The sequence below is a fragment of the Streptomyces sp. NPDC048584 genome (assembly GCF_043199595.1).
GTDB lineage: Bacteria > Actinomycetota > Actinomycetes > Streptomycetales > Streptomycetaceae > Streptomyces > Streptomyces edwardsiae.
This window is the reverse complement of sequence record NZ_JBICWF010000009.1, coordinates 139,621-161,694: the sequence shown is the minus strand read 5'-3', so window position 1 is coordinate 161,694 and position 22,074 is coordinate 139,621. Positions and strand designations below refer to the sequence as shown.

Annotated in this window: 23 protein-coding genes; 3 read left to right on the top strand and 20 right to left on the bottom strand. The window is 72.9% G+C overall.

Annotated elements, in window-relative coordinates; all coding sequences use genetic code 11:
- Nucleotides 1–17: 17 nt before the first annotated feature.
- From ACGFR9_RS21170 to ACGFR9_RS21090, 17 genes are all read right to left on the bottom strand, one after another.
- On the bottom strand, nt 18–683 hold the full coding sequence (locus ACGFR9_RS21170; RefSeq protein WP_393210787.1) for a response regulator: 666 nt from the start codon (nt 681–683) through the stop codon (nt 18–20).
- Complete coding sequence (locus tag ACGFR9_RS21165) at nt 680–2,017, bottom strand: sensor histidine kinase (protein ID WP_393210784.1); 1,338 nt, start codon at nt 2,015–2,017, stop codon at nt 680–682. The genes ACGFR9_RS21170 and ACGFR9_RS21165 overlap by 4 nt, the downstream gene beginning before the upstream one ends.
- 87 nt (nt 2,018–2,104) lie before the next feature.
- Nucleotides 2,105–2,767, bottom strand: coding sequence for a response regulator (locus ACGFR9_RS21160; RefSeq protein ID WP_393210781.1), 663 nt, complete (start codon nt 2,765–2,767; stop codon nt 2,105–2,107).
- A complete protein-coding gene (locus ACGFR9_RS21155) occupies nt 2,764–4,083 on the bottom strand; it encodes a sensor histidine kinase (RefSeq protein WP_393210778.1) in 1,320 nt (439 codons plus the stop codon). The genes ACGFR9_RS21160 and ACGFR9_RS21155 overlap by 4 nt, the downstream gene beginning before the upstream one ends.
- On the bottom strand, nt 4,076–5,269 hold the full coding sequence (locus ACGFR9_RS21150) for an acyltransferase (RefSeq protein WP_393210775.1): 1,194 nt from the start codon (nt 5,267–5,269) through the stop codon (nt 4,076–4,078). The genes ACGFR9_RS21155 and ACGFR9_RS21150 overlap by 8 nt, the downstream gene beginning before the upstream one ends.
- Nucleotides 5,266–6,171 (bottom strand): alpha/beta hydrolase, encoded by a 906-nt coding sequence (locus ACGFR9_RS21145; protein WP_393210772.1) that lies wholly within the window; start codon nt 6,169–6,171, stop codon nt 5,266–5,268. The genes ACGFR9_RS21150 and ACGFR9_RS21145 overlap by 4 nt, the downstream gene beginning before the upstream one ends.
- 375 nt (nt 6,172–6,546) lie before the next feature.
- Nucleotides 6,547–7,410 carry an alpha/beta hydrolase gene (locus tag ACGFR9_RS21140; protein WP_393210769.1) on the bottom strand — a complete coding sequence of 288 codons (864 nt, stop codon included), beginning with the start codon at nt 7,408–7,410 and terminating at the stop codon, nt 6,547–6,549.
- A gap of 166 nt (nt 7,411–7,576) precedes the next feature.
- Nucleotides 7,577–8,770 (bottom strand): kynureninase, encoded by a 1,194-nt coding sequence (gene kynU / locus ACGFR9_RS21135; RefSeq protein WP_393210767.1) that lies wholly within the window; start codon nt 8,768–8,770, stop codon nt 7,577–7,579.
- Entirely contained in the window at nt 8,763–9,596 is an 834-nt protein-coding gene (locus ACGFR9_RS21130) for a tryptophan 2,3-dioxygenase family protein (protein WP_393210765.1), read from the bottom strand. Before ACGFR9_RS21130 ends, kynU begins: the two co-directional genes overlap by 8 nt.
- Nucleotides 9,597–9,746: 150 nt before the next feature.
- Nucleotides 9,747–10,160 carry a DUF3151 domain-containing protein gene (locus ACGFR9_RS21125; protein ID WP_393210762.1) on the bottom strand — a complete coding sequence of 138 codons (414 nt, stop codon included), beginning with the start codon at nt 10,158–10,160 and terminating at the stop codon, nt 9,747–9,749.
- A 17-nt stretch (nt 10,161–10,177) separates the two neighbouring features.
- Nucleotides 10,178–11,647 carry an MFS transporter gene (locus ACGFR9_RS21120; protein ID WP_393210759.1) on the bottom strand — a complete coding sequence of 490 codons (1,470 nt, stop codon included), beginning with the start codon at nt 11,645–11,647 and terminating at the stop codon, nt 10,178–10,180.
- Nucleotides 11,648–11,709: 62 nt separating this feature from the next.
- Nucleotides 11,710–12,741: a class II fructose-bisphosphate aldolase gene (fbaA, locus tag ACGFR9_RS21115; protein WP_393210756.1), complete on the bottom strand. Its 1,032-nt coding sequence runs from the start codon at nt 12,739–12,741 to the stop codon at nt 11,710–11,712.
- 159 nt (nt 12,742–12,900) lie between these two features.
- Nucleotides 12,901–13,449 carry an orotate phosphoribosyltransferase gene (gene pyrE, locus ACGFR9_RS21110; protein ID WP_393210753.1) on the bottom strand — a complete coding sequence of 183 codons (549 nt, stop codon included), beginning with the start codon at nt 13,447–13,449 and terminating at the stop codon, nt 12,901–12,903.
- A 10-nt stretch (nt 13,450–13,459) separates the two neighbouring features.
- A complete protein-coding gene (locus ACGFR9_RS21105) occupies nt 13,460–14,245 on the bottom strand; it encodes an aldose 1-epimerase (protein WP_393210750.1) in 786 nt (261 codons plus the stop codon).
- Nucleotides 14,246–14,446: 201 nt separating this feature from the next.
- Entirely contained in the window at nt 14,447–15,238 is a 792-nt protein-coding gene (locus ACGFR9_RS21100; RefSeq protein ID WP_393210747.1) for an SRPBCC family protein, read from the bottom strand.
- Between the two features lie 86 nt (nt 15,239–15,324).
- Nucleotides 15,325–17,004, bottom strand: a complete 1,680-nt coding sequence (locus tag ACGFR9_RS21095; RefSeq protein WP_393210744.1) for a polyamine aminopropyltransferase — start codon at nt 17,002–17,004, stop codon at nt 15,325–15,327.
- A 91-nt stretch (nt 17,005–17,095) separates the two neighbouring features.
- Nucleotides 17,096–17,617 (bottom strand): DUF2617 family protein, encoded by a 522-nt coding sequence (locus ACGFR9_RS21090; RefSeq protein WP_393210742.1) that lies wholly within the window; start codon nt 17,615–17,617, stop codon nt 17,096–17,098.
- Between the two features lie 823 nt (nt 17,618–18,440).
- On the opposite strand from ACGFR9_RS21090, the gene ACGFR9_RS21085 reads away from it, so the two are divergent.
- Nucleotides 18,441–19,634, top strand: a complete 1,194-nt coding sequence (locus tag ACGFR9_RS21085) for a pyridoxal phosphate-dependent aminotransferase (protein ID WP_393210739.1) — start codon at nt 18,441–18,443, stop codon at nt 19,632–19,634.
- 155 nt (nt 19,635–19,789) lie between these two features.
- On the opposite strand, the gene ACGFR9_RS21080 is transcribed toward ACGFR9_RS21085, so the two are convergent.
- Entirely contained in the window at nt 19,790–20,317 is a 528-nt protein-coding gene (locus ACGFR9_RS21080; protein ID WP_393210736.1) for a DinB family protein, read from the bottom strand.
- Nucleotides 20,271–20,414: a hypothetical protein gene (locus ACGFR9_RS21075; protein ID WP_393211278.1), complete on the bottom strand. Its 144-nt coding sequence runs from the start codon at nt 20,412–20,414 to the stop codon at nt 20,271–20,273. The genes ACGFR9_RS21080 and ACGFR9_RS21075 overlap by 47 nt, the downstream gene beginning before the upstream one ends.
- Nucleotides 20,415–20,455: 41 nt before the next feature.
- Between ACGFR9_RS21075 and ACGFR9_RS21070 the strand changes: the two genes are divergently transcribed.
- Entirely contained in the window at nt 20,456–20,797 is a 342-nt protein-coding gene (locus ACGFR9_RS21070) for a hypothetical protein (protein WP_393210733.1), read from the top strand.
- A gap of 70 nt (nt 20,798–20,867) precedes the next feature.
- Here the strand turns inward: ACGFR9_RS21070 and ACGFR9_RS21065 are convergent, their stop codons facing one another.
- Complete coding sequence (locus tag ACGFR9_RS21065) at nt 20,868–21,395, bottom strand: YbjN domain-containing protein (protein WP_030214842.1); 528 nt, start codon at nt 21,393–21,395, stop codon at nt 20,868–20,870.
- 141 nt (nt 21,396–21,536) lie between these two features.
- Between ACGFR9_RS21065 and ACGFR9_RS21060 the strand changes: the two genes are divergently transcribed.
- Nucleotides 21,537–22,037: a hypothetical protein gene (locus ACGFR9_RS21060; protein WP_393210729.1), complete on the top strand. Its 501-nt coding sequence runs from the start codon at nt 21,537–21,539 to the stop codon at nt 22,035–22,037.
- Nucleotides 22,038–22,074 lie beyond the last annotated feature (37 nt).

Genomic DNA, 22,074 nt, shown 5'->3' with positions numbered 1-22,074 from the left:
CCTCTGACCAGGGGGGGTCAGCCCGGTGTGACCAGCCGGGCCTCGTAGGCGAACACCGCCGCCTGCGTACGGTCCCGCAGCCCCAGCTTCACCAGGATCCGGCTCACATGGGTCTTGATCGTGGACTCGGCGACCACCAGCCGCTCGGCGATCTCGGAGTTCGACAGCCCCTGCGCGATCAGCACCAGCACCTCCGTCTCCCGCTCGGTCAGCTCCCCGTACGCCCCGTGCGCGGGCGGCATCGGGCGGGGCCCCTCGGACAGCTTGGAGAACTCGGTGATCAGCCGCCTGGTCACCGACGGCGCGAGCAGCGCCTCGCCGGACGCGACGACCCGGACCCCGTCGGCGAGCTGCCGGGCGGAGGCGTCCTTGAGGAGGAAGCCGGAGGCGCCCGCGCGCAGCGCCTGGTAGACGTACTCGTCGAGGTCGAAGGTGGTGAGCACCAGGACCTTCGCCGTACCGTCGGCGGCGACGATCTCCCGGGTCGCCTCGATGCCGTTGAGTTCGGGCATGCGGATGTCCATGAGGACGACGTCGGGGGCGAGTTCGCGGACCCGGTCGACCGCCTCCCGGCCGTTGACGGCCTCGCCGACGACCTCGATGTCGGGCATCGCGCCGAGCAGGACGGAGAAGCCCTCGCGCACCATCATCTGGTCGTCCGCGATCAGGACCCGGATCGTCATGCGTCACCCTCGTTCACCGTGGCGACCGGCAGGAACACGGCGACCTCGTAGCCGCCGTCGTCCGCCGGTCCCGCCGTCATCTCGCCGCCCAGCATGGTGACCCGCTCGCGCATCCCGGTGATGCCGTGACCGGCTCCGGGCGAGGGCTTTATCAGGTTCGGCGCGGGCGCCGGACCGTTCACCACGCGTACGCCGAGGCCGCCGAGGACGTACCCGATCTCGACGCGGGCGCTCGCGCCGGGCGCGTGCCGCAGGCTGTTGCTCAGCGCCTCCTGCACGATCCGGTACGCCGACAGCTCCACGCCCTGCGGCAGCTCCCGCACCGCGCCGGTCGTCACCTTCTCCACCGAAAGACCCGCGTCGCGCACGTTGACCAGCAGGGCGTCGAGGTCGGCGAGGGTGGGCTGCGGGGCGTCCGGAGCCTCGTAGTCCTCAGCGCGGACCACACCCAGGATGCGGCGCAGCTCGGTGAGGGCGGCCACCGCGTTCTCCCGGATGGTGACGAAGGCGCGCTCCAGTTCCGGGGGCGGGTTCTCCACCCGGTACGGCGCGGCCTCGGCCTGGATGGCGACCACCGACATGTGGTGGGCCACCACGTCGTGCAGCTCGCGGGCGATGGTGGTGCGTTCCTCCAGCGCGGTGCGCTTGGAGCGTTCGTGCGCGGTCACCGTCTGCTGGGCGGTCACCTCCTGCTCGGCGGCCCGGCGGATGTGCCACACGGAGACCACGAGCAGGGCGAACGCCGACGTCACCAGCATGGGCGCGCTGTTGGTGTAGTAGTACGACCCGCCGAAGAAGACGTCCGCGAGGAAGGCGTAGGCGAAGGTGAGGGCCCACATCCAGGCGGCGGTACGGGGCCGGGTGCGCAGCGCCACGAAGACCAGCACCGCGAGGTGGCAGACGAACGCGCCGGGCATCCACGGCCAGTCCCAGCCGTCGCCGCCCAGGATCGAGACCACCGGGGTCACGGCGAGCGACATCCAGAACGCGCCGATCGGCCGCACCAGTGTGGCGACCACCGGGGCCGCGCACAGCAGGCCGGTCAGCAGGGCCAGTACGTCACCGCCGGGAAGGCCGCCCCCGAGCGCGCCGGCCGCCAGGGCGATCAGCGCGACCGCCCCCACCACCGCGTGCGGGAGATGCTGTGCGGCCGACCGCGCCCGCGCGGGCAGCCGGCGGACGAACGGGCCGTCCGTGCGCCGGCTCGGCAGCGGACGGTAGGCGAAGGGGTCGTGGAAGAGGTCCTGGCGCAGTCCCCGCAGGGCGTTCTGGGCCAGCCGGTACTCGGGGCTGCGGGTCCCGTCGTCGTGCTGCTGGTGAGTCGTCTCGGTCACGCTCACACGGTAGGCCGACCGGGTGAGGCGGGTCGTCCCCGCTGAGGGGGGTTGTGGGGCGTCCGTCTCAGGTACTACGCGCGCGTTTCAGTACCCGGAGGGGCGGACCAGCCCGGACTCGTACGCGAACACCGCCGCCTGCGTACGGTCCCGCAGCCCGAGTTTCACCAGGATGCGGCCGACATGGGTCTTCACCGTCTGCTCGGCCACCACCAGCCGTACCGCTATCTCCGCGTTGGACAGACCCTGCGCGATCAGCGCGAGCACCTCCGTCTCGCGTTCGGTCAGCCCTCCGACGCGCTGCCGCAGCGGCGGGCGGGGCCGGGCGTCGAGGCGGGAGAACTCGGCGATCAGCCGGCGGGTGATGCCGGGCGCGAGCAGGGCGTCGCCGGCCGCCACCACCCGTACGGCCTCGGCGAGTTGGTCGGCGGAGGCGTCCTTCAGCAGGAAGCCGGACGCGCCGGCGCGCAGTGCCTCGTACACGTACTCGTCGAGGTCGAAGGTGGTCAGGACGAGAACCCTGATCCCGGGGGTGGCGGCGGTGATACGGGCGGTGGCCTCGATGCCGCCGAGTTCGGGCATGCGGATGTCCATCAGGACGACGTCCGGGGCGAGTCCGGCGACCTGCGCGACGGCGTCGAGACCGTCCACCGCCTGGCCGACGACCTCGATGTCGGGCTGGGTGTTGAGCAGCACGGTGAAGCCCTGGCGGACCATCTGCTGGTCGTCGGCGATCAGTACGCGGATCATGCGGTGCCGTCCTGGGGTGCGGGGCCGGTGGCGGGCGGGGCGGGCGCCGGGAGGCGGGCGTCGACCCTGTAGCCCTTCCCGGCCCAGGGGCCGGCCGTCAGTGTGCCGCCCAGCATGACGGTCCGTTCCCGCATGCCGAGCAGTCCGTGTCCGGCGCCCGCGGACGGCGGTGCCTCGCGGGTGGGGCCGGTGTTGACGACCGTCACGCGCAGTCCCCGCGGATCGTAGGCGAGGGTGATGTGCGCGGTCGCGCCGGGCGCGTGCCGCAGTACGTTGCTCAGCGCCTCCTGGACGATCCGGTACGCCGACAACTCCACGCCGGGCGGCAGCGGGCGCCGCTCGCCGGTGATCTCGGTGGTCACGGTGAGTCCGGCGGCGCGGGTGTTCTCCACCAGCGGTGCGAGCCGGTCGAGGGTGGGCTGCGGGGCGTCCGAGCGCTCGCCCGGGGCGGCGTGCTCGGAGCGCAGGACGTCGAGGACGCGGCGCAGTTCGGTGAGCGCCTCGACGGCGTTCTGCCGGATGCCGGCGAGGTTCTCCTTCAGCTCGTCGGACGGGTCCTGCACCAGGTGGGGGGCGACCTGGGCCTGGATGGAGATGACCGACATGTGGTGGGCCACCACGTCGTGCAGTTCCCGGGCGATGCGGCTGCGTTCCTCCAGGAGGGTGCGGCGGGCGCGTTCCTCGGCGGTGAGGGTGGTCTGCCGGCCGAGTTCGGCGCGGGCCTCGCGCCGCCCGCGCAGGGCGGAGCCGAGGATCACGACGACCGCGGACAGCGGCACCAGCACCTGTCCGGTGGGCTGGTAACTGACCGCGCCCCACACTCCCTGGAGGAGGTAGGTGAGCAGGAAGGTGAGGCCCCAGGCCTCGGCGGAGACCCGGGTGGGCACCCGCAGCGCGAGCAGCAGCAGCACGAACAGGTGGGCGATGATCCCGGAGGCGGTCCAGGGCCAGGTGAAGGTGGTCTCGTCGGCGATCATCCGCCGGTGGAGCAGGACCGCGCCGACCAGGGTGGCGGCCATGGACAGCCACCACGCCGGGACGGGCCGGCGCAGGGCGTAGACCATGGCGCCCGCCTGGGACACCGCGACGAGGAACGCCGGGCCGAAGGCGAGGCCGCCGTTCTCCTGGAGCTGCGGCAGACCGCCCGCCAGCACCCCGAACGCGGCCAGGCACACGATGCCGTGCGGCAGCCAGCGCAGCCAGGTCGACGGCGGCAGGGGGTCGGTCCGCGCGGTCCACAGGTCGTCCCGCAGCACACCGAGCCACCGCCGGACGAGCTCCGCCCCCTTGTCCACCACGCGGTCCAGCCTAGACATGCCGTACGTCCTTCCCGGCCGGCCGGTGCGTACGGACCACCCGGGACCGTCTCCGCCGGGCCCCGTCCCGCTCCCAGGACCGGAAGGCGGCACAGCAGACGGCGAGGGCGAGGGCCAGCACCGGCAGCCAGGCGAGGCGGGCGGCGACCCAGCCGAGGCCGTCGGGGGCGGTGTGCAGACCGGGGAGGCGGCCGGCGAGAAGGCCGGTGGCGGTGGTGGCCATCAGGGCGGTCTGGTGCCAGAGGAAGACGGTCATCGCGGAGAGGTTGACCAGCGCCACCGCCGCCCATGCGACGGGCCGACGCATGACCGTGCGCAGCCGGTCCCGCAGGAGCAGGGCGAGCCCGCACTGGGCGAGGCCGAAGGTGACGGCGGCGAGCGTCGGCGGGTTCAGGTTGGACACCCCGGCGCCGGGGACGCCGACCATGGAGGCCGGGTAGCCGGCCCAGGCGACGAGGGCGGCGGTGGCGGCCGCACCCGAGAGGAGGAGGATCCAGCCGGAGCGGCGGCGTTCCAGCTCGCCCCGGGTCCAGGCCGCGCCCAGGGTGTACGGGACCAGCCAGCCGGCCGCCAGGTTGAGCCAGCCGAGCCAGGCGGGGGCGCCGAGGCCGAAGCGGAGCAGGTCGACGTGGAGGACGACGGCGAGCGGCCACAGCGGGTGGAGCCGGGTGAGCAGCGGGGTCGCGGCGGTGAGGGCGGCGAAGACCAGCAGGAACCACAGGGGGGACAGGGCCAGCTTCGCCAGCGTGCGGACGGTGGCGTACTCGGCGCCGGAGACCAGCAGCGCGGCCGTGACGGCCGTCCACAGGATGAGGACGGCGGCGACCGGTCTGAACAACCGGGCCAGCCGGTCGCGCAGCCAGCGGTGGTACGGGATGCCGCGGGCGCGGGAGGAGGTGTGGCCGCGGGTGGCGACATGCCCGCCGACCAGGAAGAACACGGCGAGGGTCTGGAAGATCCAGGACACGGGGGCGAGCCAGGGCAGGTGCTGGAGCGGGCTGGCCGTGTGCAGGGTACGGCCGTCGGCGACCAGGGCGGTGACGAACCAGTGGCCGAGGACCACACCGAGGATGGCGCCGGCGCGGAGGGCGTCCACGGCACGGTCCCGGTGGGCCGGGGTGGCCGCGTCGACGCGGGCGGCGGTGTGGCGTACCGCGGTCGTGAGGCCGTTCACGGGGCCGCTCACGAGGTCACCGTCCGCGTCTCGCCGAGGACGATCCGGGTGAGGTTGGTCAGGGAGGCGGAGCCGGGGGCGAAGTAGTCGCTGTGGCCGCCGTCCCCGGCGTCGAAGACCCGGGCGCCGAAGGCCGGGGAGACGGGGTCGGTGCCGAAGCCGACGGTGGTGCCGAGGAGGCCGGCGCTGAGGTGCGGGACGTTCTCGACCCAGTCGCCGGTGCCCCGGGCGGCCCAGACGCGGGCCCGGGTGTGCAGGGCGGCGGCGGTGTCGGCACCGGTGCCGGGGCTGCCGAGGAGGGCGATGTCGTCGACGTCGAGCCCGTCGGCGGCCTCGGCGCAGACGACGGAACCGTAGGAGTGACAGAGCAGGGAGATACGGGCACGCGACCCGACGACGGCCCGCAGGTCCCCCACGACATCCCGCAGTTCGGGCGCTGCCTCCTCCGCCCGCCCGGTGGTGGCGACGGCGCTGCTGAAGGTCCCGGGCGTCTCGTACCCGAGCCAGGCCACCACGGCGCCGCGCTCCCCGAGCCCCTCGTGCAGGGCGAGCGCCCCGGCCCGGAACCGCCCGTACGTATCGATCCCGGTGTCCGACCCCGGCACGAGAACGGCGACACGTTCAGCGGTCGCGAGCTCACCGAACACCTCGGTGACAAGCCCCTGCCCCCGCCCGTCGAAGGCCAGCAACTGCCGCCCGGCAAGCCCCCGTTCCACACGGGCCCGCCCCTCGTCCCCGTACGCGGCCGCCATCCGCGCGGCCTTTCCGGCATTGGCCCGGTTGGCGGCGTAGACACCGTCGAGACCCGCGACGGCAGGCGCCGCGACCTCGGCGGGGGGAGGAGCCGGCACCCGCCCCCGCCCGGCCCCCGCAAGCGGCACGGCAACGGCACAGGCAACCCCCACCGCGAGCACCCCCCGCCACCACCGCCCACCACGCCGGGCAACCCCAGCACCTCCCCCACCCCCGCTCCCGTTCCCCGGGGCAACCCCGCCCCCACTCCCGTCCTCGCGGGCAGTCGTGCCTCCCCCAGAGCCCGAAAGGGCCTGGGAGGTACCCCCAGGGCGGCACGGGTGGGCGCGACGGCACCCCGCAAGCGCCGGGCTGCGCAGACTCCCCCCGGCCCCCGAACCCCCCGGTCCCCCCTCGCGCACAGGCCCCGCCATCGCCGCACCTCCCCCTCCGCCCGCCCATCGGGCTTACCAGGAAGGGAAGTTACGGAGCACCGCAGGTAACCCGCGTCCCGCCAGAGAACTCACCTGAGCGGTAGCTCTCAAGTACTACGGGTATCACCAGGCAAGCTGCGCGATCTCCTCCGCGACCACCGCACACGCATCCGCCCCCGGATCGATCAACGGAAAATGCCCGACGTCCTCCAGCAACGTCACCCCCACGACCTCCCCCGCCTTGGCCGCCGCCTCCGCATACGCCTCGGCAACCACCTGCGGCACCACGTCATCGGCACGCCCCTGCACCAACGTGGTCGCGATCCCGGTCGGCAGCAGCGACGCCGGGTCGGCGTACGCCCGCCGCGAGGCGAAGCAGTCGTCCCCACCCAACAACTGCCGTACGGCACCCCCGCACACATCCAGCTTGTCGGCCACCTCGAAGTCCGCGATCGGCGCCAGCGCCACCACCCCCCGCAGCGGCGCGGGCCGGTCCGTACGCCAGGCCGACCCCGCCGGCAGCACATGCCGAGCAGCGGCCCACAACGCCAGCTGCCCGCCCGCGGAGTGCCCGGTGAGCACCACCCGCCGAGCATCGGCCCGCGGCACCCGCTCCCGTATCAGCCCCGGCAGCGCGTCCATCGCCGCGGCGACGTCGTCGAAGGTGTCGGGCCACCGCCCCGCCACCGGAGCACCGCCCGGTTCCCCCGCCCCACGCCGGTACTCGACACTGGCGACCGCGAACCCCCGTCCGGCCAGAAACGCCGCGAAGGGGCTGACATGCCGCCGGTCGTACGGCGCTCGCCACGCACCCCCGTGCAGCACGACCACCACGGGCGCGGGCCCGCCCGGGCCCGTGGGCACATGGAAGTCGATCAGCTGGTCCGGGTCGTCGCCGTAAGCAACCGTGACATCGGGGTCGACGGGCGGATGGGAGAACGCCGACTCCTCCTCGGCGGCCCGGGCGGCTGCGACATCGTCCGTCATTGCTCCAACCTCTCAGCGACACAACGCGGGTGACGGTCCGACAGGAACGCGGCCGTTGGGGCGGGACGGTATCAGCCCGCACACCCGCCCCGACATGCGGATGTCACGCTCGGTCAGCGGGGCCGGGGGTGACACCGTACGACCGTCACCCCCCGTCCCCGGGCGACTACGCCAGCACCTCCGCCAGCACCCGCGCCGCCCGCTCCACCTCCGCGAACCCGACGTACAACGGCGTGAATCCGAAGCGGAGGACGTCCGGATGCCGGAAGTCCCCGACCACTCCCCGCTCGATCAGCCGCTGCATCACGTCCCCGGCGTCCGGGCAGCGCAGGGCGACCTGGCTTCCCCGCTCCCCGTGCGCCAGGGGCGTCACGCACGAGACGCGTCCCTCGGGCACGTACGCCTCGACGCACTCCAGGAAGAAGTCCGTCAGCGCGAGGGACTTGGTCCGCACCGCGTCGACCGTCACCCCGTCCCAGACCTCCAGCGCCGCCTCCAGGGCGAGCATGGAGAGGATGTCCGGGGTGCCCACCCGCCCGCGCACCGCGCCGGCCGCCGGTTCGAACGACGGACGCATCCCGAAGGGCTCGGCGTGCGAGTTCCACCCCGGCAGCGGGGAGTCGAAGCGGTCCTGCACGTCCGCGCGCACGTACAGGAACGCCGGTGAACCGGGCCCGCCGTTCAGGTACTTGTAGGTGCAGCCGACCGCGAGGTCGACGCCGTGCTCGTCCAGGCCGACCGGCAGCGCGCCGGCGCTGTGGCACAGGTCCCAGACCACCACCGCGCCCGCCGCGTGCACGGCGGCGGTCAGCGACGGCAGGTCGTGCAGCCGCCCGCTGCGGTAGTCGACATGGTTGAGCAGCACGGCGGCCGTACGCTCACCGAGCACGTCGGGCAGCGAGGACGGCTCGGCCGGACGCACCGTGCACCCGGTCATCCGGGCCGCCGACTCGGCGATGTAGCCGTCCGTGGGGAACGTGGTCGCGTCGACCACGATCTCGTCCCGCTCCGGACCGGCCGGCCGCGCCAGCCGCACCGCGCCCACGACCGCCTTGAACACATTGACGCTCGTCGAGTCGCCGACCACGATCTGCCCGGGAGCGGCGCCGACCAGCGGCGCGATACGGTCGCCGATCCGTTCCGGCGCCGTCCACCAGCCGCCCTCCGTCCAGGACCGGATGCGCAGCTCGCCCCACTGCCGGCGCACCACGTCCTCGACCCGGCCGGGCACGGCGACGGGCAGCGCGCCCAGCGAGTTGCCGTCGAGGTAGACGACGTCGTCGAGAACGAACTCGCCTCGCTTGGCGGCGAGTTCGTCGGCGGCGTCCAGCTTCTCCGCCTTCCGCGTGAGCTCAGACATAGGACCTCGCCGTCCACAACTCGGGGAACACGCTGTTCCGCGCCCGCTTCTCCAGCCAGGCCACCCCGGCGGAACCACCGGTGCCGGCCTTGGCGCCCATCGCGCGGCGGGTGGCGACGAGATGGTCGTTGCGCCAGCGCCACACCAGTTCGGCGACATCGGTCAGGGCCTCGCCGAGGCGGGCCACCTCGTCGCGCCCGTCGCCGGAGTACACGGCCGTCCAGACCGCCTCCACCTCCGCCGACGGCTCGTACTTCCGTGCCACGTCACGCCGCAGCACCTCGTCCGGGACGGCGTGCCCGCGCCGGGCGAGGAGCCGCAGGACCTCGTCGTACAGGCTCGGCTCGTGCAGGGCCTTCTCCAGCTCGGCGTGCACGCGCGGCGCGCCCCGGTGCGGGACCAGCATGGACGCGGACTTGTCGCCGAGCAGGAACTCCAGGCGCCGGTACATCGCCGACTGGAAGCCGGAGCCCTCGCCGAGGGCGCCGCGGTACGCGTTGAACTGTGCCGGGGTGAGCCCGCTCAGCGGCTTCCAGGAGGCGTTCAGCGCCTCCAGTTCCCGTACGGACCGCTTCAGCGCGTCGACGGCGACCGGGATGTCGTCCTGCCGGAGCGCCTTCGCGGCGGTCTCCCACTCGTGGACGATGACGGTGAACCACAGCTCCATGACCTGGGTGGTGACCAGGAAGACCATCTCTCCGGGGTCGTCGGAGAGGGTGTGCTGCAGATGGGTGAGGACGTCGGCCTTGACGTAGTCCTCGTAGGGGGTCGTTCCCCTGAAGTCGAGATGCGGGGTCTCGGGCTGCTCGTGAGCCTCATGGGACATCGCTGTCTCCTGTACATGTACTCCGGGTAGCGGTCCGCCCCTGCCGGTACCGGCACGGGGGCCCCGGTCCCCACGGTGCATCCTGCGTAATCGTCCCCCGAGACCGCAAGGCCCGCCCGCTCACGGACGGGCCCTGCGAGAAACGACGGATCAGCCCAGGACCTGGGCCGCCGCCGGCGAGGAGTCCTTCAGGAACTGCGAGCAGCGCTCGTACTCCTCCTGCTCGCCGATCGACTGCGCCGCGCGGGCGAGGGCGTGCAGGGCGCGCAGGAAGCCTCGGTTGGGCTCGTGCTCCCACGGCACGGGCCCGTGACCCTTCCAGCCGCTGCGGCGCAGCGCGTCCAGTCCGCGGTGGTAGCCCGTACGGGCGTACGCGTAGGACTCCACGACGCTGCCCCGCTCGAAGGCCTCGTCGGCCAGCCGGGCCCAGGCCAGCGAGGAGGTGGGGAACTTGGCGGCGGCGTCGGCGGGCGAGCCGCCGGACGCGAGCAGCTCGCGCGGGCCGGGGTCGTCGGGGAGGTGGGTCGGGGGCGGGCCCCCGAGAAGGTTCTCGTGAATGGACATGGGTCCAGTCTCGTACATCAGCGCGCCTCGCTGCCGCGCTCCCTCCCCGCTTCCAGCGGGGGCACCGCCACGCTGCCATGGGTACGGCATTCGGGGCGGCGGCAGTCCGGTGCCGGGCGGCGTACGGTCGTGAAGGCAAGGGCCGAGCCCACCACCAGGACGCCCGCGCACAGGACCATCGCCCGCCGGAAGGCGTCGTCGAAGGCGTCCGGGATGCGGTACGCCTCCGGGCCCATCCCGGCGAGCAGCGGCAGCGCGGCCACGGCGACCAGGCCGGCCGCGCGGGCGGCGGCGTTGTTGATACCGCTGGCCAGGCCCGCCCGCTCGGTCTCCACGGAAGCGAGGACGGTCGCGGTGAGCGGCGCCACCAGGGTCACCATGCCGAGGCCGAGCACCAGCAGCGCGGGCAGTACGTCGACGGCGTAGGAGGCGTCCGGCCCGACCCGCAGCATCAGCAGCATCCCGGCGGCGCACAGCAGCGGTCCGACGGTGAGCGGGATGCGGGGGCCGATCCGGTCGCCGAGTTCGCCGGAGCGGGCGGAGAGCAGCAGCATCAGCGCGGTCGTGGGCAGCAGGGCCGTACCGGCGGCGAGCGCGGACCAGCCGACGACGACCTGGAGCTGGAGCGCGGCGAGGAAGAAGAACCCGCCGAACGCCGCGTACACGCAGAGCGTGACCCCGTTGACGGCGGAGAACTGGCGGGAGGCGAAGATGTCCGGCGGCATCATCGGATGCGGGCGGCGCTTCTCGACGACGACGAAGGCGACCGCGGCGGCCAGTCCGGCGAGCGCGGAGGCGGCGACCAGGAGGGTGCCCGACTCGGCCTCGATCAGGGCGTACGTCACCAGGGCGAGGGCGATCGCGCCGAGCGCGGCGCCGAGGACGTCGAAGCGGCCCTCGGCCTTCACGCCCGACGACTCCGGCACGTGCCGTACGGCGATGGGGGCGCACAGCAGGGCGAGGGGCACGTTGAGCAGGAACACCCAGCGCCAGCCGGGCCCGTCCACGAGCCAGCCGCCGACGAACGGTCCGACGGCCGCGCCGATGCCGCCGAAACCGGACCACAGGCCGACCGCGCGGCCCCGGTCGTCGGGGTGGAAGGACGCCTGGATGAGGGCGAGCGAGCCGGGGGTGAGGAGCGCGCCGCCGACGCCCTGGAGGGCGCGGGCGGCGATGAGCATCCCCGCGTTCGGGGCGAGCCCGCACAGCAGGGAGGCCGCCGCGAACCACAGCACGCCGACGACGAACACCTTGCGCCGCCCGAACCGGTCGCCGAGCGCCCCGCCGAGCAGGATCAGCCCGGCCAGCGTGACCATGTAGGCGTTGACGGTCCACTGGAGCGCGCCGAGGTCGGCGTCGAGGTCGCGGCCGATGCGCGGGAGGGCCACGTTGACCACGGTGGAGTCCAGCAGGGCCATGCTGGAGCCCAGTACCGTGGTGAGCAGGATCCACTTGCCCTGCGGTGAGGACAGCCGGACATCGGGCATACGGCGAGCATACGGAAGAGCCCGGCACCGCGTGCGGTACCGGGCTCACACTCCGGACGGTGCTACTTGATGCGGGTGCCCGTCGAGCGCAGGTTCTGGCAGGCCTCGAGGACGCGGGCCGACATGGACGCCTCGGCCAGCTTGCCCCAGGTGCGCGGGTCGTAGGTCTTCTTGTTGCCGACCTCGCCGTCGACCTTCAGGACGCCGTCGTAGTTCCTCAGCATGTGGTCGGCGACCGGACGCGTGAACGCGTACTGGGTGTCGGTGTCGATGTTCATCTTCACGACGCCGTTCTCCAGCGCGGTGAGGATCTCCTCCGGCGAGGAACCCGATCCGCCGTGGAAGACGAAGTCGAACGGCTGGGAGCCGGCCGGCTTGCCGTACTTGGCGGCGACGCCCTCGTTGAGCTCCTTCAGCAGCTCGGGGCGGAGGACGACGTTGCCGGGCTTGTACACGCCGTGCACGTTGCCGAAGGACGCGGCGAGCAGGTAGCGGCCCTTGTCGCCGAGGCCGAGGGCCTCCGCGGTGCGCAGGGCGTCGTCGACCGTGGTGTAGAGGGAGTCGTTGATCTCGTGCGAGACGCCGTCCTCCTCACCGCCGGTCGGGGTGATCTCGACCTCGAGGATGATCTTCGCGGCGCGGGCGCGCTCGAGGAGTTCCCCGGCGATGGAGAGGTTGTCGGCGAGGGTCTCCGCGGAGCCGTCCCACATGTGGGACTGGAACAGCGGGTTGCGGCCGGCCTTGACGCGCTCCTCGGACACCGCGAGCAGCGGGCGTACGTACCCGTCGAGCTTGTCCTTAGGGCAGTGGTCGGTGTGCAGGGCGATGTTGACGTCGTACTTCTCGGCGACGATGTGCGCGAACTCGGCGAGCGCGACCGCGCCGGTCACCATCTCCTTCTTGTGCTGGCCGCCCAGGAACTCGGCGCCGCCCGTCGAGATCTGGACGATGCCGTCGCTCTCCGCCTCGGCGAAGCCGCGCAGTGCCGCGTGCAGGGTCTGGGACGAGGTGACGTTGATGGCCGGGTAGGCGAACTTCTCCGCCTTCGCCCGGTCCAGCATCTCGTTGTAGACCTCGGGGGTTGCGATGGGCATCTGTCCGCTCCTTAAGCATGCGGTGTGGCGTACTGCGTTACTGCGTACGGTCGGCCCTGACCTGGAACCTTGGATGCGACGTCATTGTCGGCCCCATCTTCCCAGACTTGCCCGGCCGGCCGACGGCACAGGTCAAGTCGTTATGCGACGGCGGCGGGATCAGTCGAGGCCGAGCTCGTCCTTGCCGTAGGCGAACAGGTACGGCACCCCGGCGCCCTCCTGGATCTTCTCGGCGGCGCCGGTGGCCCGGTCGACGATCGTCGCGACGGCCACGACCTCGGCGCCGGCCTCGCGCACGGCCTCCACGGCGGCGAGCGGCGAGCCGCCGGTGGTGGAGGTGTCCTCGACCACCACGACCCGGCGGCCCCTGATGTCCGGGCCCTCGACGCGCCGCTGCAGCCCGTGCGCCTTGGCCGCCTTCCGTACGACGAAGGCGTCCAGGCTCCGGCCCCGCGCGGCGGCGGCGTGCAGCATGCTCGCCGCGACCGGGTCGGCGCCCATGGTCAGCCCGCCCACCGCGTCGAACTCCAGCCCGTCGGTCAGGTCCAGCAGCACCTGCCCGACCAGGGGGGCGGCCTCGCCGTCGAGGGTGACGCGGCGCAGGTCGACGTAGTAGTCGGCCTCCAGACCGGAGGAGAGGGTCACCTTGCCGTGCACCACGGCCTTGTCCTTGATCTGCTGCAGCAGCGCGCCGCGTGTGTCCGTCATGCGGCCCAGCTTAAAGGCGGGTCCAGGTCCAGGTCGTCGAGGCCTCGAGCGGCTCCAGGGGGGTGACCAGGCGCGGGTGGGTGTTCAGCCCGTTCGGCGGCCCGGTCTGCGGTTCGACGCAGACGGCCTCGCGCTGCTCGTCGTAGACGACGACCCATTCCTCCCGGCTGGTGACCTTCAGCTCCAGCCGCCCCGGCCAGGTGAGGGTGACGTCGACGCCGTCGGGCATCCCGAAGCAGTCGTCCCACGGCCCCGGCTTCGGGTCGATCCGGTGCCCGGTGGGCAGATGGTCCTCGCCGCGCTCCTCCTGCCAGGCGGGCGCGAAGCCGATCGTGACGTCCTCACCCCCGAGGTTCCGGTTGAACCACGGGTGCCAGCCGATCTGCGCCGGGAACGACGACTCGTACGTCTCCACGCTCATCGTCAGCGTGAGGTCGTTCCCGGTGAGCGCGATCCGCTGCGTGACCCGGCCCGGGTACGGCCACGGCTCGACGAGGTCGTAGGTGAGCACGGCCTCGTCGGCGCTCTTGCGGGCGGTGCGCCAGGCGGCGTCACGGGCGGTGCCGTGGATGGCGTTCGGCGGGGCGTTCAGCGGCAGCTGCCGCACGGTGGCCCCGTCCCGGAACCGACCGTCCCGGACCCTTCCGCACCAGGGCACCATCGGAAAGCACCCGAACCGCTCCCCCTGCCGCAGCAGTTCGACGCCCCCGACCCGCAGTCCTCCGACCCGCCCGCCGTTCGCCGGCAGCACGGTCACCTCCGCGTCACCCGCGGTCAGCAAGATCTCTCCACTCACACAACGACCCTACTCACCCGCGTCCGGCAGCTCGCCGCCCCGGCCGCGGGCAGTCGTGCCTCCCCCAGTGCCTCAAGGGCCTGGGAGGTACCCCCAGGGCGGCACGGGCGGGCGCGACGGCACCCCGCGAGCGCCGGGCCACCCGAACACCCCCCGGCCCACCCCAACGCCGGGCCGCGCGACCACTGCCCGCACAAACCCTCAGCGTCGCCGCCGCAACGCCCGAATCGCGACGACCGCCGAGGCCACCGCCAGCGCCGCCGCCGGCGCGGCCCACCGCAACGGCGTAGAAGACGCGACAGTCTGCGGCGCGGGCACCGGCGCATACCGCCCGCGCGGCGGCGCATGATCCACTTCCTCCGCACTACGCCCGATCATCGTCCGCCGGGCATGCGCCGCCTCCGCGACGGACTCGTCGTCCTCGGTCGAGGAAGCCGGACCCTCCGCCTTCGGCCCGGGCACCGGAACATCCTCCGCATCCGGCGTCGTCTCGAAATCCGTCGTGGCCTGCGGCTCGAAATCCCCGGTGGACAGCAGCTCCGGCGACTCGGGCTCCGCATCCGCGCCTTCCCCCGCCACGGCCCCCAGATTCTCCCCGAACCGATCCAGCAGCCGCCCCACCGCGGAAGCCACCGCCTCCGACGGAAACTCGGCGACCCGCCCATCGGCCGCGGCCGTACCCCCGACGGTGAGGGCCGTACCCCCCTCCACCGCCCGCACCCGCAACGTCAGCGCGAGCCGCACGGAGCCGCTCCCGCGAGCCTCCGCCGCCTCCCCCTCGACAGCCCACGAGACGTCATCCCGCGCGACCACCCGCACCGCACCCCGATACGTGACGGAATGCCCCCCGACCCGCACCTTCAGCCGCCCGGCGACAGGCTCCGCACCGGCGTCGTGCTGAAGCCCCGGCACCGCCCGCGCGACCCGCGCGGGGTCGTCCAGCACTGCCCTGAGCCGCTCAACCTCAACCGGAACGAACACCTCGTGCTCCATGAGTGCGGAGCCTACCCACGCGGCACGAAACCGCACCCCCGTCGCCGGGAAGTCGCGGCGCGTCGGCACGGAACGTAGTAGAGGGATCAGCCGCCGTACCGGGGGTGCAGCAGCGTGGACGGCGGCAGCCCGTCGACCCTGGTGCGTTCCGCCGCCCGGACGTCCCCCGCGAGGGACGCCTCGGTGAGCGTGCGCGGAGAAGGCCCGGCGGGGTCGAGCCGCGGCACGGGCGCGTCCCGGCCCCCCAGCACGAACCCCCAGTCCCGATGGGCGTGCGCGGTCATCGCCGCCCCGCCGCCCCGGTCGGGCCCCGCGGCGTACCCGGACCGCCGCCCGCTCACCCGGTACACGGCGGTACGGAACCCCGCCGCACGGAGCGTCGAGTCCACCGTCCAGAAGTCACGCGCCCGGGACGCCACCGCGCCCCCGTGCACCACGAGCCGCCCGCCCGGCGCCAGCACCCGCCGGGTCAGCCCGTAGAACTCCTGCGAGTAGAGCTTCGTACTCGCGGTGATCCCGGGATGCGGCAGATCCGAGACGACGACGTCGTACGCCGCCGGGGGCGCCCCGCGCAGCCAGTCGAAGGCGTCCGCGATGCGCACCCGCACGCGCGGATCGTCGAGGGCGTGCGCGTTCAGCGCGGACAGCGCCGCATCACCACGCGCCAGCCGCACCACACCCGCGTCGATCTCGACGACGTCGACCCGCCGCACCCCGCGGTGCCGCAGCACCTCGCGCACGGCCAGCCCGTCCCCGCCGCCGAGGACGAGCACGCGCGCGTGCGGCCCGTACATCGCGGGGTGCACCAGCGCCTCGTGGTACCGGAGTTCGTCCCGGCCGCTGACCCGCAGCCGGCCGTCGAGGAACAGGTTCAGGGGCCGCCCGTCGCGCCCGCCGGTGAGCAGCACCTCCTGGACGTCCGTCTGCAGGGCGACGCGGACGTCGGAGCCGTACATCGCCTGCCGGGCGGCCCGTTCGAAGTCGTCGACGAGGACGGCCGCCGAGGCGAGGACCACGAGCACGCACACGTTGGCGGCCAGCAGCAGTCGGCGGGCGCGCCGTGAGAGGTCCTGCCGGAACAGCCCGAGCACCAGTGCCCCGCCCACCACCGCGTTGACGGCGCCGGTGATCAGCGCGCCGGTCAACTGGCCGAGGACCGGCAGGAGAAGGAAGGGGAAGGCGAGCCCGCCGACGAGCGCGCCGACATAGTCCGCGGCGGACAGATCGGCCAGCGCGCCGCCCGCGTCCTGCCGCCGGATCCGCTGGATCAGCTCCATCAGCAGCGGCACCTCGGCCCCGATCAGCAGACCGGTGGCCAGGGAGAACGCGACCAGCAGTGAGCGTGGGCCGCTCGCCCACACGCCGCCCCAGTCACCCGTCCAGGCGAACACGGCGTACAGCACCATCGCACTGCATCCGCCGACGAGCGCGAGCATCGCCTCCACCGCGCCGAAACCGGCCGCCGCGTGCCGCCGCAGCCGCTTCGCCGCCAGGGAGCCGATGCCCATGGCGAAGACCATCACGGACAGCACGACCGAAGCCTGGGTGACCGAGTCGCCCATCAAGTACGTGGCCAGCGCCACCAGTTCGAGCTCGTAGACCAGTCCGCAGGCCGCACAGACGAACACACCCGCGAGCACCAGGAACCGCCCCGTGCCCTGCCGCACCGGCAGCCGCAGCACGCTCTCCGCACCGCCCCCGGGGCCGCCCGACCCGTCCCGGGACTGCGCGGGGCCGGGCGGTGCGGGGGCCTGCGGTTCGATCACCCCAGCGACGTTACGTTACGCCTCCGGCACACCACGTCACCCACACGTGTGGTCTTTGTTTATCTCCGCCCGCTCCCGGTACGCGCCTCGGCTACCCCGTCATGGCCGGCACCCGCACCCCCACCTTCGTCCGCGTCGCCACCAGCTGGCCGTCCTGCGGGTAGGCGTGCCAGGTCCGCCAGTGGACCTGTCCCTCGTGACGCTGGGCGAGCAGGGCGGTGAACGCGTGCGGGCTGCCGGGGAAGACCCCGGCGAGGCCCTGCGGATGGCCGGAGACCAGGTCGAGCAGCTCCTGCGCCCGGCCCGCGAAGGACCCGGGGGAGAGCGTCTCCACGCGGGCGGCGAACTCGTACTCCCAGTCGTCCACCCGCTTGGCCACCCCCAGCGGAAGCGGCGTACTGCTGCCCGGAATGCACGCCACCGTTTCCGAGCAGCGGCCCCGCTCCTCCTCCAGGAGCACCTGGTGGGACGCGCCGAGCAGTCTCAACTGCACTGTCGCCCCCGCCAGTTCGAGATCGAGGGTGGCCAGCGCGGGAAGCGGCTCGCGTCCCAGGGCCCAGGCGAGATCGGCCGCGCGGGTGTCGGTGTAGGCGGTGTTCAGGGTCGTGAGCATGGAACGGCTCCGCAAGCACACAGGGAGAGCGAGAAAGAGAAAGGGGGTCCGCGCACCCCGGTCACACGTCGCACCGGGACCCTCGGCCCGTCAGCCCGGTTCACCCGGCCGGAAACGCTCCGCGCGGAGTCCGTGGGCTGCGTCGGTGATTTATAGGCAATCATGAAGTGTGGTGCCACCACAGCGTTTTTACCCAACTTCGTGGGCTTTCCATCCCCTAGGGGGCTCCCCAGCTCACCTGTTCAACACCGGCGTACGCCCCGAGGAAACGGTTCACGCCCGGCGCACCGATTCGCCCGGACCCCAACCGGAACCGGAGTGATCACCACCGCTCAACGGCACAGCGGGGTCCGCCCAGGCGCGGACCCCGCTGTCGCGGATACGTCGATCCCCCGATGCGGAGGCAGCTGCCCCGTGTCAGCCGCCTCCACCACCGCATCCGCCGCCGCCCCCGCAGGACGACCCGCCTCCGCAGGACGAGTCGCCTCCGTCGGACGAACCACCACCGCAGGACGCTCCCCCGCTCCCGCCGTCCGAGCCGCCGGTCCACCAGCTGTCACGGCCACCCCTGCCGCGACGTCCGGGCCGACCGGCCCCCACCCGGCGCGATCCAGCGCGGGCCGCGGCCACGACGACCGTCACGAGCAGGCCGAAAACCACCACCAGGACGATGCCGATACCCATGGCGCCACCCTCCTTCCATTCCCCCGTGATCCCCCGAAGCGGCCCCCCGTGGGCGCCTCGCTCACGCGTGTGACCGGGAGATGCCCCCCGCCCACGCGGCCCAAAGCAGAGTTGAGGAACTCCAGAGCTTCGGCGCAGGATGACCGGCATGACCTCCAGCGCGCGCCCTCTCCTGAACCGCCGGCTCGCCGAGTTCGGGACGACGATCTTCGCCGAGATGTCCGCCCTGGCCCTGCGGACCGGCTCCATCAATCTGGGCCAGGGCTTTCCCGACACCGACGGCCCCGAGGAGATCAGGGAGGCCGCCGTACGCGCCCTGCGCGACGGCCGCGGCAACCAGTACCCGCCGGGCCCCGGCATCCCCGAACTCCGCACGGCCGTCGCCGCGCACCAGCGACGCCGTTACGGCCTCTCGTACGACCCCGACACCGAGGTCCTGGTCACCGCGGGCGCCACGGAGGCCATCGCCGCCACGCTGCTCGCCCTGGTGGAGCCCGGCGACGAGGTGACCGCCCTGGAGCCGTACTACGACTCCTACGCCGCCTGCGTCGCCATGGCCGGCGGCACCCGGGTCCCGGTCACCCTCCGCCCCCGCGACGGCCGCTTCCACCTCGACCTCGACGAACTCCGCGCCGCCGTCACCCCCCGCACCCGCCTGCTCCTCCTCAACACCCCGCACAACCCGACGGGCACGGTTCTCACCCGTGAGGAACTGACGTCGATCGCCGAACTGGCGGTGGAACGCGACCTCCTCGTCGTCACGGACGAGGTCTACGAGCACCTGGTCTTCGACGAAGCCGAACACATCCCCCTGGCCACGTTCCCCGGCATGCGGGACCGCACGGTCACCATCTCGAGCAGCGGCAAGACGTTTTCGTACACGGGCTGGAAGGTCGGCTGGATCACGGCACCCCCGGCCCTGGTCACGGCGGTCCGCTCGGCCAAGCAGTACCTCACCTACGTCTCCGCGGGCCCCTTCCAGTACGCGATCGCCGAGGCCCTCGCCCTCCCGGACTCCTACTTCACCGGCTTCCGGGACGACCTCCGGTCCAAGCGGGACCTCCTGGCGGCCGGGCTGGAGGAAGCGGGCCTCACCGTCTACCGCCCCTCCGGCACCTACTTCATCACCGCCGACATCCGCCCCCTGGGAGAGACCGACGGCATCGCCTTCTGCCGCGCCCTCCCGGAACGCGCGGGCGTCGTCGCCATCCCGACGTCGGTCTTCTACGACCACCACGAGATGGGCGCCCCCTTCGTCCGCTTCGCCTTCTGCAAGAAGAAGCCGGTCCTGGAGGAGGCCTCCCACCGCCTCAAGGCCGTGGGAGCCGGCTGAGCGCGGCAACCCGGCCTCGGGCTGTCCCTCTTCACGGCCGGGTGGCGCTCGATGCCGTGACGCCGTACCGCAGGGGCCGCGGGACCGCTGCCCCGCACAGCGCGTCCCGGTCGAGAGCCGGGCCTGCGCGGTACCCGCGACCGCGCACGTGCCCCTCAGGCGCCGGTGACTCCGTCGATCCGCTCGCGGATGAGATCGGCATGACCGTTGTGACGCGCGTACTCCTCGATCATGTGCACCATGATCCAGCGCAGGGAGATCCCCTGATCGCCGACATGACCCGCATCCCGTTCGGACAGGCGGCCGGAGTCGTCCAGCGACGCGTCGGCGGTCAGCTCACGGCCTCGGGCGACCTCGGCCTGCCAGGCGGCCATCACCTCGTCGAACCCCCGGTCCGGCCGCAGCGCATAGCCGTCGACGTTGTCCTCCCCGAAGACGGGCGGCACGTCTCGACCTGCGAAAATACGCTGGAACCAGTTGCGCTCCACCTCAGCCAGGTGCTGAACGAGACCAAGCAGCGTCATCGACGAGGGTGACACGGAAGCACGCCGCAGTTGATCGTCTTTGAGCCCCGAACACTTCAGGGCGAGAGTCGCGCGGTGAAAGTCCAGCCATGCCTCCAACATGGCGCGTTCCTCAGCTTTCGCGGGTGGGACAGGCCGTCCGTCCGGTGTCGTATGCATCGGCCCACCATGCCAGCAACAGCCGCGCCGCACAGCCACCCGGGATGTCGGCCAGGCCGTCGACGCCGCCCACCGATGCGAGGCCCTTGTCCATCATGAGACTCAGGTCGGGTGCGGCGGGCGGTCAGGGCCTCGCTGGTGAGCGGGGCGAAGGGCCGGTCCAGGCCGGTCCCGGCACCCGCGTCGACACCGCCCGCCGCGTCGATCAGGGACGGCGTCGAGCGCACCGTCGACGCCGAGGACGAGTACACCGACCGCTTCAAGGCGACGTGCGTCCTGGCCACTCGCGCCGACCACGCCCTCTCCGGCTCCCAGGACGTCAAGGTCCCGGTCGCGTTCACCGGCCGGACCCCGGTCGCCACGGACGACGACGGCACACCGGCCCCGGACGACACGGACCCGCCGGGCACCGGCGGCGCGAGCGGCGGCACGGCCCCCACCGGCTGGGTGGCGTACCGGCGCAGCCGCGCAGCGGCCTGACCACACGCGTTCGCCCCCTCCGGCCGCTCACGCGGGGAGGGGGCGAACGCGTAGGACGGAACCGGACGGACTACTCGTCGTCCTCGGGCTTGTCCGCCTCGTTGATCTCCTGCTCCAGGCCGAGCTGCTCGACGAGCCACTTGTCGAACTCGATCGCGGCCCGCACCCAGCTCACCGTCGACGAGACGAAGTGCTCCAGGCTGACGCCCATGCCGATCAGCATCTGCGCCTCACCGATGAGACGGACCGTGCCGTCGTCATGGGTGTGGGTGTAGACCTTGGGCCACAGCGTGCGCCGGTTCCAGTCGTCGACCGACTCGAGCAGCTGCGGCTTGTCGTCGATCTGGTGCGACCGGTCGTAGAACGTCCGCACGGAGAAGATCTGCTGATCGTCCTCCCCACGGAACATGAAGTAGGTGCGGAACTGCTCCCACGGCGCCGCGAGGTCACCCTCGTCGTCGACGACGTACTTGAGCTCCATCTGGTCGAGGAGCTGCTTCACGAGGTCCTGATCCGGGACGACGGGGCCCGCCGGTCCTTGCGGCTGCGGCTCGGGCTGGCCCCCGAAATTCGGAATCGAGGACGGGTCGATGGTCACCGTGAATTTCCCTTCGTACGGATCCTGCCATCCTCCCTCATGCGGGGAGGGGGGTGGCAAGCCCCGACGGGGCCTGTCCGCCCCCGGCTGACATGATCTGGCCGGTCGGATGAACAGCGGGACGCGGCGAGCGGGGGCACGATGGCGGCACGGTCCGGGGAGCGGGTCACGGGGCGGACCCGGTGGGGGATGTTCGCGCTCATCGTGATCCTTCCGGCGCTGGTCCTGATCCCCCTTCTCGTCGTCTTCGTCGGCATCGTCTTCTCCGAGTCCGACGACCGCCCGCTCGGCGGTGCGGCGCGAGAGGTGCCCTGCGCGAACGTCCTCCGCTTCGGCGGTGCGGCACTCCCTCCGGGTGCCCAGCCGGCCGGGATCTGCACCCGGGAGGGATGGCAGGACCTGCACTACCGGGCGGAATTCCGGATGCCGCGCGCGGACGTCCGGGACTGGCTGGCGCGCACCTATCCGGACGCGCCCGCCCCGAAGACGGAGTCCTGCCCGGACGAGGACGCGGATCTGTGTCTGGGGCTGGGGGAGGCGGAGGGCCTGCCGCAGAGCGTGAGCGCCGACACGGTCCAGGTGAGCGTGGTGCACGAGGACGCCGGCACCGCGCGCGTGCGGTTCGCCGCGTTCACGCTGTGAGCGAGGGCCCCTCCGCCGCCGGAAGGGCCCTCACGGC

Excerpts from the sequence above, each read along its gene's own strand:
- kynU (WP_393210767.1), bottom strand. The coding sequence starts at position 8,770 with ATGTCTGAGCTCACGCGGAAGGCGGAGAAGCTGGACGCCGCCGACGAA.
- ACGFR9_RS21155 (WP_393210778.1), bottom strand. The coding sequence starts at position 4,083 with ATGTCTAGGCTGGACCGCGTGGTGGACAAGGGGGCGGAGCTCGTCCGG.
- ACGFR9_RS21060 (WP_393210729.1), top strand. The coding sequence starts at position 21,537 with ATGGCGGCACGGTCCGGGGAGCGGGTCACGGGGCGGACCCGGTGGGGG.
- ACGFR9_RS21130 (WP_393210765.1), bottom strand. The coding sequence starts at position 9,596 with ATGTCCCATGAGGCTCACGAGCAGCCCGAGACCCCGCATCTCGACTTC.
- ACGFR9_RS21085 (WP_393210739.1), top strand. The coding sequence starts at position 18,441 with ATGACCGGCATGACCTCCAGCGCGCGCCCTCTCCTGAACCGCCGGCTC.
- ACGFR9_RS21125 (WP_393210762.1), bottom strand. The coding sequence starts at position 10,160 with ATGTCCATTCACGAGAACCTTCTCGGGGGCCCGCCCCCGACCCACCTC.
- ACGFR9_RS21120 (WP_393210759.1), bottom strand. The coding sequence starts at position 11,647 with ATGCCCGATGTCCGGCTGTCCTCACCGCAGGGCAAGTGGATCCTGCTC.
- ACGFR9_RS21075 (WP_393211278.1), bottom strand. The coding sequence starts at position 20,414 with ATGATGGACAAGGGCCTCGCATCGGTGGGCGGCGTCGACGGCCTGGCC.
- ACGFR9_RS21160 (WP_393210781.1), bottom strand. The coding sequence starts at position 2,767 with ATGATCCGCGTACTGATCGCCGACGACCAGCAGATGGTCCGCCAGGGC.
- ACGFR9_RS21170 (WP_393210787.1), bottom strand. The coding sequence starts at position 683 with ATGACGATCCGGGTCCTGATCGCGGACGACCAGATGATGGTGCGCGAG.
- ACGFR9_RS21100 (WP_393210747.1), bottom strand. The coding sequence starts at position 15,238 with ATGGAGCACGAGGTGTTCGTTCCGGTTGAGGTTGAGCGGCTCAGGGCA.
- ACGFR9_RS21080 (WP_393210736.1), bottom strand. The coding sequence starts at position 20,317 with ATGCATACGACACCGGACGGACGGCCTGTCCCACCCGCGAAAGCTGAG.
- pyrE (WP_393210753.1), bottom strand. The coding sequence starts at position 13,449 with ATGACGGACACACGCGGCGCGCTGCTGCAGCAGATCAAGGACAAGGCC.
- ACGFR9_RS21090 (WP_393210742.1), bottom strand. The coding sequence starts at position 17,617 with ATGCTCACGACCCTGAACACCGCCTACACCGACACCCGCGCGGCCGAT.
- fbaA (WP_393210756.1), bottom strand. The coding sequence starts at position 12,741 with ATGCCCATCGCAACCCCCGAGGTCTACAACGAGATGCTGGACCGGGCG.
- ACGFR9_RS21140 (WP_393210769.1), bottom strand. The coding sequence starts at position 7,410 with ATGACGGACGATGTCGCAGCCGCCCGGGCCGCCGAGGAGGAGTCGGCG.